General features: G+C 66.2%; 16 protein-coding genes and 2 pseudogenes. 9 read left to right on the plus strand and 9 right to left on the minus strand.

Going from position 1 to position 17793, the window contains the following annotated elements; translation table 11 throughout:
- Positions 1–19 precede the first annotated feature (19 nt).
- Both ACWZHB_RS07485 and ACWZHB_RS07490 read right to left on the minus strand, forming a co-directional pair.
- Positions 20–391, minus strand: a complete 372-nt coding sequence (locus ACWZHB_RS07485) for a hypothetical protein (protein ID WP_427907193.1) — start codon at positions 389–391, stop codon at positions 20–22.
- A gap of 176 nt (positions 392–567) precedes the next feature.
- Positions 568–2274 carry an alkaline phosphatase D family protein gene (locus ACWZHB_RS07490; protein ID WP_427907194.1) on the minus strand — a complete coding sequence of 569 codons (1707 nt, stop codon included), beginning with the start codon at positions 2272–2274 and terminating at the stop codon, positions 568–570.
- Between the two features lie 60 nt (positions 2275–2334).
- Here ACWZHB_RS07490 and ACWZHB_RS07495 point away from each other — a divergent pair.
- From ACWZHB_RS07495 to ACWZHB_RS07505, 3 genes and pseudogenes are all read left to right on the plus strand, one after another.
- Positions 2335–2430: pseudogene (locus ACWZHB_RS07495) on the plus strand (alpha/beta hydrolase); the annotation flags it as partial.
- Positions 2431–2499: 69 nt separating this feature from the next.
- Positions 2500–3423, plus strand: a complete 924-nt coding sequence (locus ACWZHB_RS07500; RefSeq protein WP_427907195.1) for an ABC transporter ATP-binding protein — start codon at positions 2500–2502, stop codon at positions 3421–3423.
- Positions 3420–5045, plus strand: coding sequence for an ABC transporter permease (locus tag ACWZHB_RS07505; protein ID WP_427907196.1), 1626 nt, complete (start codon positions 3420–3422; stop codon positions 5043–5045). The genes ACWZHB_RS07500 and ACWZHB_RS07505 overlap by 4 nt, the downstream gene beginning before the upstream one ends.
- A gap of 153 nt (positions 5046–5198) precedes the next feature.
- Here the strand turns inward: ACWZHB_RS07505 and ACWZHB_RS07510 are convergent, their stop codons facing one another.
- Entirely contained in the window at positions 5199–5666 is a 468-nt protein-coding gene (locus ACWZHB_RS07510; RefSeq protein WP_427907197.1) for a VOC family protein, read from the minus strand.
- A 103-nt stretch (positions 5667–5769) separates the two neighbouring features.
- On the opposite strand from ACWZHB_RS07510, the pseudogene ACWZHB_RS07515 reads away from it, so the two are divergent.
- Both ACWZHB_RS07515 and ACWZHB_RS07520 read left to right on the plus strand, forming a co-directional pair.
- A pseudogene (locus ACWZHB_RS07515) lies at positions 5770–6381 on the plus strand (helix-turn-helix transcriptional regulator); the annotation flags it as partial.
- A gap of 6 nt (positions 6382–6387) precedes the next feature.
- Complete coding sequence (locus ACWZHB_RS07520; RefSeq protein WP_457204123.1) at positions 6388–6750, plus strand: hypothetical protein; 363 nt, start codon at positions 6388–6390, stop codon at positions 6748–6750.
- Positions 6751–6802: 52 nt separating this feature from the next.
- Here ACWZHB_RS07520 and ACWZHB_RS07525 read toward each other — a convergent pair whose 3' ends face one another.
- The 6 genes from ACWZHB_RS07525 to ACWZHB_RS07550 form a co-directional block, all read right to left on the minus strand.
- Positions 6803–7309 carry a pyridoxamine 5'-phosphate oxidase family protein gene (locus tag ACWZHB_RS07525; RefSeq protein WP_427907199.1) on the minus strand — a complete coding sequence of 169 codons (507 nt, stop codon included), beginning with the start codon at positions 7307–7309 and terminating at the stop codon, positions 6803–6805.
- Positions 7310–7510: 201 nt separating this feature from the next.
- The gene (locus ACWZHB_RS07530; protein WP_427907200.1) at positions 7511–7732 is read right to left on the minus strand and encodes a hypothetical protein; all 222 of its coding nucleotides are present in this window, start codon (positions 7730–7732) and stop codon (positions 7511–7513) included.
- A gap of 30 nt (positions 7733–7762) precedes the next feature.
- Positions 7763–9724 (minus strand): peptidase, encoded by a 1962-nt coding sequence (locus ACWZHB_RS07535; protein WP_427907201.1) that lies wholly within the window; start codon positions 9722–9724, stop codon positions 7763–7765.
- A gap of 124 nt (positions 9725–9848) precedes the next feature.
- The gene (locus ACWZHB_RS07540; RefSeq protein WP_427907202.1) at positions 9849–10799 is read right to left on the minus strand and encodes a M56 family metallopeptidase; all 951 of its coding nucleotides are present in this window, start codon (positions 10797–10799) and stop codon (positions 9849–9851) included.
- Positions 10796–11161 carry a BlaI/MecI/CopY family transcriptional regulator gene (locus ACWZHB_RS07545; RefSeq protein WP_427909107.1) on the minus strand — a complete coding sequence of 122 codons (366 nt, stop codon included), beginning with the start codon at positions 11159–11161 and terminating at the stop codon, positions 10796–10798. Before ACWZHB_RS07545 ends, ACWZHB_RS07540 begins: the two co-directional genes overlap by 4 nt.
- 241 nt (positions 11162–11402) lie before the next feature.
- Positions 11403–12422: an Lrp/AsnC family transcriptional regulator gene (locus ACWZHB_RS07550; protein ID WP_427907203.1), complete on the minus strand. Its 1020-nt coding sequence runs from the start codon at positions 12420–12422 to the stop codon at positions 11403–11405.
- A gap of 334 nt (positions 12423–12756) precedes the next feature.
- Here ACWZHB_RS07550 and ACWZHB_RS07555 point away from each other — a divergent pair, with 334 nt between their 5' ends.
- The 4 genes from ACWZHB_RS07555 to ACWZHB_RS07570 all read left to right on the plus strand — a co-directional run bounded on the left by ACWZHB_RS07555 (position 12757) and on the right by ACWZHB_RS07570 (position 17688).
- A complete protein-coding gene (locus ACWZHB_RS07555; protein ID WP_427907204.1) occupies positions 12757–14784 on the plus strand; it encodes a CocE/NonD family hydrolase in 2028 nt (675 codons plus the stop codon).
- 26 nt (positions 14785–14810) lie between these two features.
- Positions 14811–15695, plus strand: a complete 885-nt coding sequence (locus ACWZHB_RS07560; protein ID WP_427907205.1) for an SDR family NAD(P)-dependent oxidoreductase — start codon at positions 14811–14813, stop codon at positions 15693–15695.
- Positions 15696–15748: 53 nt separating this feature from the next.
- Entirely contained in the window at positions 15749–16645 is an 897-nt protein-coding gene (locus ACWZHB_RS07565) for an alpha/beta fold hydrolase (RefSeq protein ID WP_427907206.1), read from the plus strand.
- A 185-nt stretch (positions 16646–16830) separates the two neighbouring features.
- The gene (locus ACWZHB_RS07570) at positions 16831–17688 is read left to right on the plus strand and encodes a haloalkane dehalogenase (RefSeq protein WP_427907207.1); all 858 of its coding nucleotides are present in this window, start codon (positions 16831–16833) and stop codon (positions 17686–17688) included.
- Positions 17689–17793: the final 105 nt, after the last annotated feature.

A 17793-nucleotide genomic window follows, 5' to 3' on the forward strand; every position in this document is an offset into this window, starting at 1 on the left:
CAGCCCCGGCCGGTCCGGATCACTCGGATGCCTGACCCGGCTTCGTGTCCGGATCGACCTTGTCCGCACGCTCCCATTCCTTGTCCAGGTCGGCTCGCGAATCCGCGGCATCACCGCGATGCACGTGTGCCTGCTGCGCAAGCTGTTCGGCCTGCGCGGACTTGGCCTCGGCTTCGGCCTTGGCGGCGCGGCTGCGGGCGGCGATCTCGTCGGCCCGCGCCTCTCGCTGACCGACCTCGAACTCCTGTTCCGTCGCGCGGGCGCGAATGCCCTCGGCCTCTACCTGCTGGTGCGCACGCCGTTTACGCATCGACACCACAGCGCCGGCCACGAGCGCGATGACAACAACGACCGCGACGACGATGATCACAATCACACTGGTGGTACTCATCGTTCTACTCCTCGCACCCCCCTCGATTCTAACGCCGCAAACAGTCCTGAACCCGGGCCGGTGAGGCGTCGATGATTCCTGCGAGTCCCATGTCAGTGGCCGCGCGGCCGGGGTGGGGGAGTGAGCGGGAAGCGCCCCACGGAAACTCCGAATTCTCAGCCGGAATCAATGCGAATTCATGGATCTCGGCGGACGCCGCTTCGGTGCGAGCCGTCCGTCTCGGTCGACAGCACCACGTCCGCGACCGTCGTCAAACGTGGACGGCCGCCGGCGGTGCTCACCTGCTCCAGCACGAGGCGGCTGGTCCGACCACGCAGATGCAGCGTCGCTATCTGGTTGCCGAAGAAGGGGCCGGTGACCCGGCTCCACTCGACCGACACGGAGGGAACGGTGGACACCCGGTTCAGGAGGAAACGGGTCACCCGTTCGGCGGCCCGACTCCACGAGACCCGGAAAATCATCTTCATGGCGGTCGGAACGCGGTTGTGCATCGGCGAACAGGTCAGCTGGTAGACCCGGGACCGCACGGCGTCGGGGAACTGCGCGTGCGCGGCATAGGCGTGGTGAACGTCGCCGGACAGCACGCAGATCGTGGCGGGCGCCCGTCCTCCCGGGCCGCTGCACTGTCCACGCCCGACGCTGGCGACGAGCCGGGCGAGCCGGTCGAACGAATCTCGGAAGGCGGCCCAATGTTCCAGATCGGCTGAGCGCCGCATTCTTTCGGCCCACCCGGTCACACGTCGGCCGCGCACCCCTGAGGCCATGCGCTCATTCCACGACTCCAGGTCGTGGAGGGCGCGCGGCAGCAGCCACGGGAGCGAGCTCCCCACCAGCAGGTGGTCGTAGTCGCCCTCGGTCTGTCGTTCGATCCACGAGAACTCGGGCTCGGAGACCATCGACCGCGTGCCGCCGCCGAGTATGCGTCCGCACCGTGAATCGATGACGAGCAGCCGGGTGGTGCCGAGATCGCGGCGATACGACCATTGCGCTCCCTTGGCGCCGTCGGCTTCTTCGTCCGCTGCGGAGGCGAACTCGCGGAGCAACTCCGCGCAGTCGCCGCCCTCGGATCGGATCCGCTGGTAGAGCTCGTCGTCGGCCAGGGCTGCGGGCGAGAGGTTGCCCAGGTGCTGGTAGATCCAGTACGACGACAACGCGCCCACGATGCGTTCCTCCCACCAGTCGGTGGCCTCGAGCTCGTCACGCCACGCTTTCGAGGTGTTCCAGTCGTCGATGACGTCGTGGTCGTCGAAGATCATCGACGACGGAACCGTGGACAGCAGCCAGCGCACCTGCGGGTCGGACCATGACTCCGAATAGAGCCACGTGTACTCCTCGAAGTTGCGGATCTGGGCGCCCGGCGGTTGGTCGAGGTCGTGCAACTCGTCGATGCGGTGCAGGATCTCCGGGGACAGCAGCTCATCGGCGTAAACCTGGTCGCCGAGCAGCAACAATGCGTCGGGCAGATCTTCGGGTGGGCGTTCCATGACTCGCCGCGCATAGGTGTCGAGAGCGTCGGCGTCGAAGTGGTCGTCGTCCTGCGTCGCAGTTGGTGTGCTGAATCGGCACGAGCCGAAGGCGAGAGTCAGATCGGCGTCGCCGCTGAGCGTGCGAATGACGGACGGGTACGGGGCGTCGGGCAGCGGCCAGACACGATTCCCATCGAGACCGACCTCGTACCGCGTGACGGAACCGGCTGCCAGTCCCGTGATCAGGACGAGAGCGTAGTGGTGTCCGGCGATGGTCCAGGTGTGTTCGTGGTGGCCGAGAACCTCGACAGTGCACGGTGCGGACGTCTCGACCCAGACGGTGGCGTCGCATTCGCCGACGTGACGCAGCAACGGACCCAGAACCAGTTCGGCCCTACTTTCCGGCAGCCGTGTCATCAGTCCAGACTATGTCGTGGACCGGCTGTCGAGCGGGCATTCTGCCCTTTCAGGACCTTCCCCGCCGAGGAACAACTCGTCATGGCTGTGACCCAGAAGGCGCCGCTCGCCTCGACGTTCGGCGCCGCAATCACCGCGCCGGCAGCCCGGCGCGAGTAGCATCGTTCGCAGGTGCGCCGGGAAGTCTGGTCGGCAATTCGTATCCGCCGATTCGAAAGGGCTCCGATGTCCGCACCTGCCGTGCTGTCCACGCACGCCGCCACATCTGATACCGCCATCGCCATCGATCGTCTGTCGAAACGGTTCGGTCGCACCCTCGCCGTCGAGGACCTCACGCTGTCGGTCGCGGCCGGGGAGGTGTTCGGATTCCTCGGGCCCAACGGTGCGGGCAAGTCGACCACGATCCGGCTACTTCTCGGTCTGATCCGACCGACCACCGGTGCGGTACGGGTGTTCGGCCACGACGCGCGCGATGTCCGTCGGGCTCACCGCCACCTCGCCTACGTCCCCGCCGACGTGGCGTTGTGGCCCATGCTGACCGGTGCCGAGATCCTCGAGCTGGTCGCTCGGGTCGGTCCGGGCATCGACGTGGCCTACCGCGCCGAATTGGTCGAGCGTTTGGCGCTCGACCTCGACAAATCCGCCAAAAACTATTCGACCGGAAATCGACAGAAGGTCGCCCTGGTCGCCGCGTTCGCCACCCGCGCACCGCTGCTCGTCCTCGACGAACCGACCAGCGGACTGGATCCGTTGATGGAACACGAGTTTCGCCGATGCGTCGCCGAAGCACGCCGGCGCGGGCAGACAGTGTTCTTGAGCTCGCACCATCTCGGAGAAGTCGAAGCACTGTGCGATCGGGTCGCGATCCTGCGTGAGGGTCGCCTGGTCGAGATCGCGACCCTGGCCGACCTGCGCCGACTCCACCGCACCATCGTGGAGGTCTCCTACCACGGCGAGCCCCCGAATCTGGACGATGTGCCCGGTGTACTGGCCGTCGAAGCACTCGACGGGCACCGGGTGCGGTTCACCCTCACCGGGCCACCCGCGCCTGCCCTGCGCGCTCTCGCGCAGGCGCAGGTCACGGCGTTGTCGCTGCGAGAGCCCACCCTCGAGGAAATCTTCCTCGACTACTACGGGACGCAGCGATGACCGCCGCCACGGTGCAACCGCACCCAGCGATCCCTTCGGCCATCGGGCCGGCGTTGGCCTGGCTCACCTACCGTCAGGTCTGGCGCGGCGCGGCACTGGTGGCCGCCATCGTGACCGGACTGTCCGCCATGGTCGCTGTGCAATATCAGACGACCTTCGCCGACACACTCGACCCCGGCGCATTGCGTGCGCTCGCCGAGAATCCCGCTGTCCGAGTCCTGTTCGGCGAGCCGCGCGCGCTCGATGATCCCGGCGGGTTCACCGTCTGGCGCACCGGCACCCCTGCGCTGGTGCTGTGCGGGGTGTGGGCGTTGACGAGCGCCACCCGGCTCACCCGCGGCGAGGAGGAAAGCGGGCGCTGGGATTTGGTGCTCGGCGGCCGCGTCCGCATCGTGGACATGGTCGCGTGGTGCACCGCCATACTCACCGTGGCAGCCCTCCTGAGCGCGGTCGGAATCGGCGCTGCCTTGATCGCCACCGGCACCGACGCCAGCGGCGCGGTCATGCACGGCCTGTGTGTACTGGGTTCGACGGTGACGTTCGCGGGTGTGGGTGTGCTCGCCGCACAGCTGCTGGGCTCCCGCTCAGCGGCCACCGGCGCGGCTTGCGCGGTCGTCGGGCTGAGTTTGTTGCTGCGGATGCTCGCCGATGGTGTGTCCGCGTTGGCGTGGACGGCGTGGTTCACCCCGTTCGGCTTGGCCGCCCGCGCTGCGCCCTACGCCGAAAATCGGGTGACACCGGTGCTGGCGCTGGCGGGCCTGGCGATCGCACCCGCCGTCGCCGCGCTGATTGTCGCCCGTCGCCGTGACCTCGGTGGTGCGGTCTTCGTGCGGTCGGATACCCGCGCGCCGCGAACTCGTCTGCTGGGTTCGGTTCCCGCCTTCGCGGTTCGGCGCGCGCTCGCGCCCACAATGGGATGGGCGGTGGGGATCGCCGCGTACTTCGTGCTGATCGGCGCACTGACTTCGACGATCGTGTCATTCCTCGAACAGAACCCGCGCTTCGCAGATCTTGCGGCCACTGCTGGTTTCGGCGGCCTCGGCTCGGTAACCGGGTTCGCGGCCGCGTTATTCGCTCTCCTGGCTATCCCCGTCGGGCTCTATGCCGCCACCCGCATCGCTGCCATGGCCGCGGATGAGAAGGCTCGCCGCTGGACACCATTACACGCGCTCCCGCTGTCGCGATATCAACTCGCGGGAGCCGAAATCGCCGTCATCGCACTGGGCGTGGCGGGTTTGCTGACCACTGCGGCCTCGGCCATGTGGATCGGCGCGGTGAGTACCGGCGCCCCTCTGGGATTGCGCGATGCTTTCGCTGGCGCTTTCAACCTGGTGCCGGTGGTGCTGCTGGCGCTCGGCGCGGCAACGTTGGGCCTGGGCTGGTACCCACACGCGGTGGCCGCGATCGGTGCGGTCCCTGTCGTCGGCGGATTTCTGCTCGACGTCATCGCCGCCAGCACCGACGCGCCCACCTGGTTACGCGAGATCTCCCCGTTCGCACATCTGGCCGCCGTTCCGGACACCGGGCCGAACCTGCTGGCCAGCGTCATCCTGACCGTGATCGCCGCCGCGACAACAGCTCTGGGCCTGCTCGGCTACACCCACCGCGACCTGCACGATTAGACATCGACAGACAGAACCGGAGACTGACTGACGCCGCAAGCTGGAAGAGGCCGAGAGCCGCCCCGAACGGTTTGCCGAATCATCGTGCGCCCGCGACGGGCCGCGATCAGGGCCTTCGGGGGCGACCGGGTCCGGTCGCACCCCGAAAGAGCGCTAGGCCGGGACGTATTCGGCTGCGACGTCGAGGATCCAGGTGACACCGAAGCGATCACTGAGCATCCCGAAAGCGGGCGCCCATTGAGCTGGGCCGAAGGCCTCGATCACCGTCGCGCCGTCGGCGAGGCGTTCCCACAGTGCGCCGACCTCCTCGACGGTCTCGCCGCGCACCGAAAGGAAGAACCGCTCCTCGGTGATGGTGGTGCCGTTTTCCCGGCGGGTGGTCGGCGCGGCCGGGGTGGTCGGCGTTTCCTGGCCGGGCACGTCGTAAGCCATGACCCGGAACCCGTTGTCGGCGACGATCTGACCGAACACCACATTGCCCGCGCCGGGCAGTTCGGCGGGCATCCCGAAGTCCGCGTAGGTGGCCAGGGTGAGCTGACCCCCGAACACCGACTGATAGAACTCCAGGGCCGCGCGGGCCTGACCGTGGAAATTCAGGTGAGCAACAGCGTTGACCGACATAGTGGTTCCTTCCGGTGATTATTCGCCGCCGGAGGGCGACGAATTCCACCCTGTCATCGGTAGAGGACAGGGATTGTCCGCTACTCGTGGCAATCTGAAAGCCATGCCGATATCGACCTCCACTGCGACCTCGCGCCGCTTGCTCGCACTGCTGTCTCTGCTGCAGGTTCGCCGGGACTGGCCAGGGGGTCTGCTCGCTGAGCGGCTCGATGTCAGCGGCCGCACGGTGCGCCGCGACGTCGATCGCCTGCGCGAACTCGGCTATCCCATCCAGGCGATCAAGGGCCCCGAGGGCGGTTACCGACTGGAGGCAGGCAGTGAACTTCCGCCGCTGTTGTTCGACGACGAGCAGGCTGTCGCGCTCGCCGTGGCATTGCGGATCGCGGTAGCGAGCGGGGCGGGTATCGAAGAGAGCGCCGCGCGCGCCCTCGCGACCGTTCGACAGGTCCTGCCTTCCCGATTGCGGCAGCGAGTCGACGCACTCGAGATCGACGTGGCCGGGGCAGGCGGGCAAACCGATACCCGGATCCTGGTGGACCTGAGCACCGCGATTCGTTCCACGGAGGAAATACGGTTCGACTATCAGGGGCCGACCGACTCGGACAGCACACCACCACCTCGCCGGGTCCAACCCCATCACCTGGTCGTTCGCAACGGACGTTAGTATCTGATCGGTTGGGACCCCGAGCGTGTGGACTGGCGAACCTACCGCGCCGACAGAATGACTCTCCGCATCCCCAACGGCCCACGTTTCGTACCCAGGGAAGTGCCGGGTGGCGATGTCGCGGCCTTCCTCGCCGCCCGCTTCAAAGGTTCCGACAGCGTTGACGTCTGGCCGTGCAGAGGCGAGGTGATTCTGTCTCTGCCCGCCACCCGGGTCGCTGCGTTCGCCGGCGACGGAGTCGTCGAGGCCATCGACCGAGAACGCACCCGACTGCTGATCGGTTCGTGGTCATGGGCGGCGCTGGCCGCGGCGCTGGCACGCTTCGACACCGAGATCGAGGTCGTGGCCCCGCAAGCGCTGCGCGACGCCTTCGCCGAGCTGTCTCGTCGCGCGGACCGGGCCGCGCAGGCAGGCCCGTAACGCAGCGGATTCAGGACCAGGCGATCCCGTCATGGCGGGAGAGGATCGCCGATCAGGGTTGAACGTCAGCTGTGCTGCCGCCGAGTGGCATGGCGGGCAGGCCCAGTTTGCGGTGGTCCCAAGAGCGGATGCGCGTCGGCTCGACCCGAACGACGATGCGTTTGTGCATCATGGACTCGACCAGCGGTCGCGCCTGCTCGGTGTAGGGACCGACGTAGCGGCGGAAGACGTCGATTCCGGCAGCCCAGTATTCCTCGTCCGCGGGGTCCTCGATCAGATGGGCTGTTCCTTCGATCGAAACGCCGCGCAACTGGTCGTAGGTGTCGCCCGCCTCGGCCATGCAGGTGAGGGTCGGGTTGCGGCGCAGGTTGGCCGCCTTCTGCGACTTCATCTTGGTCTCGAAGTAGATCTTGCCGTCGAGGTAGCCGAACCACATCGCTGTCAGATGCGGTTTTCCCTCGGCATCGAGGGTTGCCAAGGTGAGTACCCGGCTGCGGTCGAGGAACTGCGCGATCTCGTCCGCGCTCATCTGCACCGTGGCCCGTTGTTTGATTCCCACGCTCACCTCCCGCTCGATCTTTGCACCGACCCTATCGAGTAAGCGCGCTCGGCGATCCCGAACGCGATCATTGCGCTGGTCACGACCTGCATCGCCGAAGCGGGCATCCGCACAGTGCCGCGACCGGTGACGCCGCAGCCGCGCGGGTCCACTCCCGGGACAGCACGATACGACGCGTCCCGGGAGTGGGGTGCTGGGAGATCAGCTACCGATCAGATCGCCCAGCACGTCGGAGATGATGTCGCTCAGCGAGCCGGTGGAGCTCAGCTGGCCATCATCGGAACCGAGCCCGTTGTCGCCGAGGCTGCCGATCACGGTCTCGCCCGCGTTGGCGTTACGCGCGGTGAAACAGGCCGTGAGGCCGGGCATTTCGTTGCTGACGCCCACGGTGCCCGCGACGCCGACGCCACCGCTGGTGACCATCTGGCCCACCTTAGTGCGCGCGGTGATCTGTCACCTGACTTCGTCCCACATCCGCAGGTAGATTTCTGCGCCGTGGAAAACGTCGGTCATGACATCCGGGCCACCGAGAACCCGGACCGCCTCGAGCCAGTCGGCGTAGGAACCGTAGGTGGCGGTACCGTCGGTGTTGAAGTCGAATGTGCGCTCGCCCCATCGTTCCCGGTCGAAACTCACCCGACCGTCATGCGAGGTGAACGGATACCGGATCGTGCCCGGCCCGGGAGCAGCGCCCTGACCTGCGATGCCGTTCATATCGGAGCCGAATCCGAATCCGAACTCACCCCCTGGGCGGGGCATGGCGCCGGCATCGCGCCATGCCCGAACGAAGGTCGCGGGTTCGCTGGCGTAGGGCACGGCGAATCCGCCCGCGGCATAGACTCGCGCCGTGGTCTTTTCCGAGTCCCAGCCGTGGGAGGACACGACGCCGGAATAGCCGCGCTTTTCGATGATGGACATGACTTCGTCGGCGGTCGCTTCGCTCAGGTGATCCACCTCGATGAGGAATCCGTGGTCGATCATCTTGTTGATCAGATAGCCACCGAGTTCGGTCAATCCGCGCGCGTTGCAATGCGGCCCAGCCGGATACAGCGGTAGCGGGGCACCGCCGATCAGCGGTCCGGTGAGGTTTGCGAGGAACTGATTGATATGCCCGGCGATCGGTATCGAGGGCTGGGTGCTGTCGTGTTCAGGTCCCGGACACGCCTGCACGTTCCAGAATGTTCCGGTTTGCATGAAATTTCCCGCGTTGACCAGCAGTCCGGTCACGTCGTGATCCATTTTCGTGCCGCCGAACGCGTTGTCGAACTTGTGAACCGGGAAGAAGCTGCTGACACCGATGTTTCGGAGTTCGGCCAACCAGCGATCGACGTCGGCCCGCGTGCATTCCGGCTGCCCGAGAAAAACTCCACACCCCATCGGGTCGGATAGTTCCATGCCGAGGACCACGGCGAGTTTGCCGGACTCGGCGATCCGGCGCGCTTCGGCCGGGTCGGTTGCGATGCGGAAGAAGCCCTGGCCCGGCCCACCGGCTTGAGCGTCGATGTAGTCCTGCAGCGCGCGCAGGCCTGCCGCCTGGAGACGCACCGAGGCCATGTCGTCGCACGGGTTTCGCCGGTCGGTCATCATGGTGCACAACGATTCGTTGTCCACGAGGTCTACGGTCATCACGCGCAGTCCCGCCTTCCATGACCGTTCGATACTGGTCCAGTAGGCACCTTCGGTGGTGAGCATCGACGGCTTGGGCCAGTCACGGAAGGTGGGCCAGCCGCCGGTGTCGGAAGGGTGGAACGGCTCGCCGTGGTCGAGGAAGCTCGCGATCAGGCCGTTGGTGCCGGTCCGGTACGAAGCACAGTCGGGCAGCGCGTATTTCACCCCGTAGGGATGCCACGGACGTCCGCAATGGAAGTTTCCGCCCATGAATTCGTAGGCGGTGATGTGCGCGTGCGCGTCGATGGTGCCCTGGATCGATCCATCCGCGGTAACGCCGGGGCCGGGTGTGCCGACGGCGCCTGACTGTGCCTCGGGGAATTCCGCGCAGCCGGTGTCCGGGGTGAAGGTGGCGGGCACCGCTGTTCCGGTGGCGGCATTGGTGATCGTGAATCCGCTGGTGCCGGAACCGTCCACGCGCCATACGGCGGCATCGGAGGGATTCTCGGCCGGTCGGATCGACTGAGCCGAGGCTTCCAGAACCTCGTGATTGCGCCCGTAGAGCAGGTACTCACCGAGGGCGGTTGCGCGCAGCCGGTACGGGCCCGCGGCCGGAACAAGCGGGCCCGTCGGCATGTCGATCCGGAAGCAGCCGTTGACCAGGGAATAGCGGGTCTGTCCAGGGTCTGCGGCGACGGGCATCGCGCTGGACGCGGCGAGCCCGGCGGCGACCAGAGCGGCGGCGGTGAGGACCGATAGCGGGAGCCGCCACCTCTGGTGCATCGTGCGGATGATGGTGGAACGCAAGACTTCTCGTTTCTGAAATAATGACACTTCACTTTTGGCGCAGCCGATGCTCGTGGCGCTGACGGTTACCGCCGACGCGCGCCCGTCGCCAAAATACTATGGCGCATAGTTTTTTGTGGCGGTTTCAGATCATGGCCAACGACGCTGCCACGGAGCCGAGCCCGACCGCGAGCACCGCGGTGACCGCTACCAGAATCATCATCCCCGTCAGCGCCCATGCCGCCCTGCGCCGAGACACCGAACGGAACTTCGGTGCGGCACCAAGGCAGGCCAAGCGCACAGCCAGCGAATCCTGTGTCGGCTCGATCGCCGACATCGACACCAGGGCACCGTGTACTGCCACCGCGCGCAACGCCGAACCCAGCGACTGCGGATCGGTGCGGGTCGCGGCAGCTCGATCGGCGGCCAGTTCGACCAGGGTGGTCAGTGCCGACGGGGCGGCGGCGAACAACGGAATACGAGGAAAGGCACCGGCGAGCACTTGGCAGACGCCGAGGATGTGATGGTGTCTGCCCCGCAGATGCGCGTGCTCATGGGCGAGCACCGCATGCCACTGAGCCTGGGTCAGGCAGCGTGCGAGCCCGTCGGTGACCACGACGTACCCGCCGTGCCCAGCGACGCTGTAGGCCAGCGGCACCGGATGGTCGAGCCACACCAATCCCGCGCTGCTGGGATCGGTGCGACCGAGCACCCCGATCAGCTCGGAGTGCCGTCGGCGCAGCGCCGACGCGCGCCGCCGGTGGACGACGGCGACTCGAGCCACCAGTCCGGCCGGCACGATCATGCCGGCTATCGCGACCGGCATGATCAGGTCCGCCGTCCAAGTGATGATCATCGGCTCGACCTCGGCCAGGCTTTGCGCCACCGCGGCCACCCGCGAATTACCGGGTGGGTCACCTGGCCATGCCAACGCGACCACCCCCAGCACGCCGACCCCGATCGTCGCGGACACCGCACCCATCCAGGCCGCGATCCCGACAACCGGCGCGCCGCCGAAATCGATGCGAATCAGGACCGCGGGCGCGACCAGGGCAAGCACTGCTCCAGCTGCCACCAGCGCGATGAGCAGGATCATGGTCCGTCCTCGTCGGCGGATAGTCCCTGCCGTAATGCCTGGATCTCTCGCGCACTGGCGGTGCGCGCCAGGTGCAACAGTGCGCCGGGCGCATCCGGGCTGGCGTCGAGGATTTCACGCAGCAGGTCGGTGGTCGCTTCTGCTCGGGAACGACTGGGGCGATACCGATAGCGCCGACCGATCTTCTCCCGGCGAACCCAGCCCTTTTCCCAAAGGTGTGTCACCACCGTCAGTACCGTGGTGTACGCCGGAGTCCGTTGCTCCCGCCCGATCCGATCGACCAGATCGTGCACCGACAGCGCGTCGGGAACCTCCCACAGCACTGCCATCACCTGGTTCTCGAGCGCTCCCAGGCCTTTCACCATCGCCCCATTCCATCTCACCGCTTCGGCATCGCCATGACCACCGATTCCGCAGGCACAACATACTGGCCTCGACCGTCTCCGGTGACCGACTCCGCCGAATCACCGTGCACGGCCTACGAGCGCGCACCCCGGGCTCTGCTTCGTCCAACGGCTGCTTCGAACAGGTCGACCAGGCCCCGCCAGGTGACGTTTCCGGCCGGATCTGGCGGATTGCAGAGTGGAATTGCCACCGATGGTTTCATCCGAGCATCCCTGCGATGGGGATCGTGGTGACTCTTCGGCCCTCGGTATCGAGGACGTGGCCGTATTGCTTGATGGTGTGGTAGACGATCGCGCGGTCGTTGATGACCAGTTCCGGGATCGTCTGACTCAGTTCGGCTTCCAGGCGTGGGGAGTCGGCGATGGAGTGCAGGTAGCTGACCAGCCAGACGTTGCGCGGGCCCGCCAGTGCCAGGCATGTGCGGGTCTCCGGCCGCCGCCGTAGTTGCGCGCCGATGCCGGCAAGGTCGGCCGCGGGAGCGGTGCCCCAGTAGATCGCGGTCGCCGGCCATCCCACCTGGGAGCGGGCGAATTCGCAGCGCAGGGCCAGGTATCCGGCGACGGTGAGCGTATCGATACGGCGGCGTACGGTGGCCGGGCTGATCGATAATTGTTCGGCCAGCTCTGCGGTGGTCGCCCGGCCGGTGGTGTTCAGCGCCCGAAGCAAGCTGTAGTCGGTCGAGGTCAGCGGTTTGACCCGTGGCTCCGGGTTACGCATTTCTCGCAGAAGCCGACTCTGTTGGGCGGGGGCGAGGACGTCGAGGTGCCAGCCGCCGCCTTCGGCGAGTAGGTGGGTGACGATATTGCTGCGGACACCGGTGACTCCGCGCATTCGGCCGAGGCGACCGTGAATGTATTCCGACATCTGCGCGAGGTCCGTGGTCACTACGACGACCAGCAGATCGCAACCGCCGGCGATGTGTTCGATGGTCAGCGCTTCGCTGTCCCGGCTGATCATCTCTGCCGATTCCCGGATACCGCCAGGTGCGCAGTCGAGCTCCACCAGCGCGACACACATCGGACCGGCCAGCAGCGGAGTAGGCGAGGTACTCACCCATGCCCATCCGTGCTCGACGAGGCGAGCCCACCGGCGGCCCGCGGTCGCGGGATCCATCCCGAGCACCGACCCGACGAGTTGCCAGGACGCCCGTGGATTGATCTGCAAAGCATGGACGAGTTCCAGGTCTCGTTGATCCAGAGCGCTGGATTCCTGCATCATGCCGTGAAATATAGCCTCTTTCATGCACCTCTACGAGATCCTCTGATCGGCATCGGAAGGCCCGTGTGATGGGTGATGTGTTGGCGGTCGACCCCACCGTTGTCGCCATGACGTCTGTGTAGGCGGCCCCCGCGCGGTCGACTCGCGCTCAATCGACTCTGATCGATTCCTGCGTCAGGAGGGTTGGATCCAGCTGAAACCTGCAAAATGCTGGTGCTTGGTGGATCGCAGTCGACTATTGGTCGTTGGCCGATGGCTCCCGACTGTGCGCCCGGCTCGACATGTATCGAGCGCCCGGGTCGCCCTACTGGGTGCCGGACAAACTTAGGAATCCATGTTCAGATCACCCAATCCGATTGCCGCGGCCGCCGCCGCGTTCACCGCGGTGGCAATCGCTGTCGCCCCGATGACGTTCCCGCCCGCGATGGCGCAGGCCGGCGGGGCAGACTCGGCCGCACGCTGGACCGAAACGCAGGACAGCGCACCGGCCCATCCGCGAGTTCATACCGACTCCGATGTACCGATCACCATGAGCGACGGCACCGTCCTCAAGGCGAACGTCTACCGTCCCGCGGATTCGAGCGGACAACCGATCGCCGAGACAACGCCGGTGATCGTGAACCTGACTCCCTATTCGAAGACCGCGACGCCGGTGCTCGACGCCATGCTCAACGTTCCGGTGCTCTCCGACGCGGTGATCGACTTCTTCCGCACCTTCGACCTGTCCGATATCGGTCTCGGGGGTGTCACCGACCTCACGAAGGCACTGCCCGCGGGCGTCTTGCGGGCATTCGCGGTGGATCGCCGCCTTGTCCAGAGCGGCTACACCCAGGTCGTGGTGGACGTTCGTGGCACCGGCTACTCGCAGGGCACCTGGCAGGTCTTCGGTGAGCGTGAGCAGCAAGACGGGGTGGAGGTCATCGATTGGGCCGCAGCGCAGCCCTGGTCGGACGGCAAGGTCGGCATGAACGGGATCTCCTACTCGGCGATCAACCAGATGCAGACCGCGGAACGACGCCCCGACGCGCTGAAGGCGATCTTCCCGATCGTTCCTGGCAGTGACTTGATTCGCGATGTCGCCGCCCCCGGTGGCGGACTGGGGGTCGGCTTCATCCTGCCCTGGGTGACCGGGATCAACAGCTCGAAACTCGCCCCGAGCCCGGACGCGCTGTTCCGCGGCATCGACCCGCAGTGGCTGGCCGACCGGCTCGCGGACCCGTTCACCTTCTTCAACGTGCTCTTGAACGCGCTCGCCACACCTGACCTGACCAACCCCGAACTCGCCACCGTGCTCGACGGTGACGGGACGCTGCGGCAGGCTTGGCTGGGACATCCTGAGCGAGTGAATATTCCGACGTTCGTCTACGGCGGCTGGCACGACATATTCGCCTACTCCTCGCCGCGGATCTACGACGCGATCGATGTCCCGGCAGCCAAGAAGAAGCTGATCATGGGCGATACCTATCACTTCACGACCGGCAGCGGTCTCGGCTTGCCGGGCGGGCCGCCCCGCCTGGATGTGTTGCAGCGGGCCTGGTTCGACAAGTGGCTCAAAGGCATCGACAACGGGATCGATCGGTTCGATCAGGTCACCTCGTGGCAGCAAGGCAACGGCTGGGTCAGCACCGCGCAGCTCCCGGGAGCGGGGATGGGCCACCGCCGCATGTACTTGAACGCGGCACCGTCGGGAACCACGGCGACCAGCGTGCACGACGGCAGCTTGACCGCAGACCCCGGGGCGTCGGCTCGTCTCACTGTCGCGCCCGGACTCGCGACCCTGTGCTCGCGCGACGGGGCCACCGGCACCGGTGGTGCTCTCGCGCTCCTGGATGTGTGCGGCAAGGATTCCCGGATCAGCGAAACCACCGCGCTGACTTTCACCAGCGCACCGGTCACCGGCCCGACCCAGATATCCGGACCGATCAATCTGCACCTGAACACCGTGCTCGACGCCACCGACGGGTTCTGGGCGGCGACGGTCAACGACGTCGCGCCCGACGGCACATCGACCGTGCTGACCAGCGGCCAGTTGCAGGCATCGCTGCGGGCAGTGGATGAAGCCAAGGCCACTCGGTCTGCCAATGGGGACTACACCGATCCCTATCCGGCGCTTTCCCTGGACTCACGCCAACCGATCGTGCCGGGGGAACCCACCACAGTCGACATCGGTCTCACCGCTACCGACGCACTACTGCAACCCGGGCACCGGCTTCGAGTCGACGTCTACTCGTTCAATTTTCCCCGAGGCCTCCCGCTGGGACCGTTCCGGATCGAGAGCGAGTTGCGGCCGCAGCACCTGAATCTCGACCCGGCGCAACCCAGCTGGATCAACATTCCCACCGACGGCCGAGCGAACTGGTAGCCGTGGACAAGCTCAGGAGAGTGCACATGAGTTTCGAGGAAGTATCAGTCGACGGCAGCACCGTCGTGATCACCGGCGCCACCAACGGCATCGGCAAAGAAATGGCTCGCGAACTTGCCCGCCGTGGCGCCGTACTGACCATTCTGGCCCGCGACGCGACCAAGGCACGAAAGGTCGCGAACGAACTCGGCGCCGAGCCGGGCGCGACGTCGACGCCACGGATCGTGCTGTGCGACATGGCCGACCTCGCGTCGGTGCGCCGCGCGGCCGATGAGATCCGAACCGAGCTCGGCGGCATCGACCTGCTGGTCGCCAACGCCGGGGTGAATTTGACCGCACCCGCGGTCACCGCCGAGGGGCTGGACATGATGATGGCCACCAATCATCTCGGTCCGTTCCTGTTGACCAACCTGCTGCTGGATCGGCTCACCGACGCGGCACGCGTGGTCGTCACCGCGTCCGAAGGGCATCGTCTGGCCGGGCGGGTCGACTTCGATCGGCTCGGTGCACCCCACGATTACGGGCTGCTGACATCGCAGAAGTGGTACGGGCAAACCAAGCTGCTCAACATTCTGTTCACCCAGCAGTTGGCGCACTACTTCGCCGAGCGCGGCCTCGGCCAGACCGCCAACTGCTTCTGCCCCGGTGTCAGCGATACCGGTGTGCTGGGCGGGGGACGAGCCATCGCGAAGGTGATGCGCGCCGGCGCAGCACTCGGTGTGGTCGGATCAGCGCACCGTGGAGCAACCCTCGGGGTGCGGCTAGCGCTGGATGCCTCGCTCGCCACGACCAATGGCGCCTTCTTCACCAACACGCCCCTGCTGCGGCGCCTGCCCAGCCGCGCGCTGCGTGACACCGAACTGCGCGAACACGCGTGGCAGCGCTCCCGTGCGCTGGTCGACTCGATCTGATTATCCGAATTCGTTCCGGTGCGTAACCGTTCGGTTCCGAAAGAAGGTGCTCTATGTCGAGAATGAATGAATCCGTTCGTGATTGGCGCGCCAGTGGTCGTCATCTGACGGTCGGGTCCCATCAGGTGTTCGTCGTGGAACTGGGTTCCGCCGCGGGGCCGCCGCTGGTGATCATCCACGGATTTCCTGGGTCGTCGCACGATTTCGCCGCGGTGGCGCACCACCTGTCGCCGGATCGACGGGTACTGCTGATCGATCTGCTCGGATTCGGATTCTCCGACAAGCCACGCACGGCACGGTATTCGCTGTTCGAACAGGCAGACCTGATCGAATCGGTGTTGTCACAGCGAGGTATTCACCGGTGTGCGTTACTGGCACACGACATGGGCGACACGGTAGTGGCAGAGCTATTGCATCGCCACAATACCGGCGTGCTCGGATTCGTTCCGGAACAGGTGATTCTGACCAACGGATCGATATTCATCGACCTCGCGCAGCTGACCCTCGGCCAGCGCGCCATGTTGCGGTTGCCCGCCACAGCGCTGCCGTTCCCGTTGCCCGCACGGCTGCTGTCGCGGGCGCTGGAGCAGAGCTTCGCCCCGGCCGCTCCAGCACCGCCCGGAGCGATCGAATCGCTGGTAGGACTGATCCAGCGGGGCGGCGGCGCCTGTCTGTTGCCACGGCAGAACCGATATCTGCTCGAACGACGCGAATTCCAAGACCGGTGGACGGGTGGGCTCGTCGAATTCGCGGGTCCGCTGACACTGGTCTGGGGCGCGCACGATCCCATCGCGACCATCGCGATGCCCGAACGGTTGCGCGAGTTGCGCCCGCAGACGCGGGTGGTCATTTTGCCTGATGTCGGCCACTGGCCATCGCTGGAAGCGCCGGAATTGCTGGCATCGCGGATTACGCAGGAGCTGTGCGAACCTCCCGGCTCGGCAGGGTGATCTCCGGATTCCGGAATCCATTCGAAAGTGAATCCACAACGGTCGCGGGTCGGGACCTGCCACGTCCCGGAAACGGTAACATCGTGCGGGTTCGTCGTCGCTGTCGGCACGACGAACCCGACACACGAGTAGATGCCGATCGCGAACGACCCACAACCGCGCTGTGCGCGCTCAGGAGGTCAGTGATGCCGAAGATTGATGTGCTCGACTCGTTCATGACATATACCGATACCGGCGAGGGGACTCCGGTGGTTTTCCTGCACGGAAATCCGACCTCGTCGTATATGTGGCGCAATGTCATTCCTCATGTCGCCGATCAGGTCCGCGCGCTGGCTCCCGATCTGATCGGGATGGGTGACTCCGGTAAGCCGGATATCGGATACCGCTTCGACGATCACGCCCGCTATCTCGACGCCTGGTTCGACGCGATGGAGCTGGACGAGATCGTCATCGTCGGGCACGACTGGGGCGGCCCGCTGGGCGCGGACTGGGCGCGCAGGCATCCGGGCAGGGTCCGCGGGATCGCGTTCCTGCAGGCGTTTCTGCATCCGATCACCTGGGCGGACTTGGAGCCGGTTGCCGGCTTGTTCCGCAAGTTCCGTGGTCCGGAGGGTGAACAGATGATACTGAAGGACAACATGTTCATCGAGGGTGTCCTGCGGCAGACGACGCCCAGTCTCACCGAGGACGACATGGCTGTGTTCCGGGCGCCGTATCCGGACCCGGAATCGCGGCGACCCTTGCTGATGTGGCCGCGTGAGATCCCCGTCGAGGGCGAACCCGCCGACGTCGTCGATCGGGTCCTGCAGTACGACACCTGGCTCGCCGCGACACCGGAGGTGTCGAAGCTGATCCTGCAAACCGATGACGAGGGCGAGTCTGCCCCCGAGCGGGCGTGGATCCGCGACAATGTCACGTCGGTCGAGGTTGTCGGGGTCGGTCCCGGCGGTCACCATTCCCCGGAGGATCAACCCGACGCCATCGGAGAGGCGCTGGCCAGTTGGCTGCGTGCGCATGGACTCAGCCGTACGGCGGGCGTCTGAATCACCCGGATAACCGGCCCTGACAGGAAAACACCGCCATGTCGCCCTGCGGTATGACGGTGATTTCTGTGAAAAGAGATTTCGCGGTGGATCAGCATCATCATG

The sequence above is a fragment of the Nocardia sp. FBN12 genome (assembly GCF_054031145.1).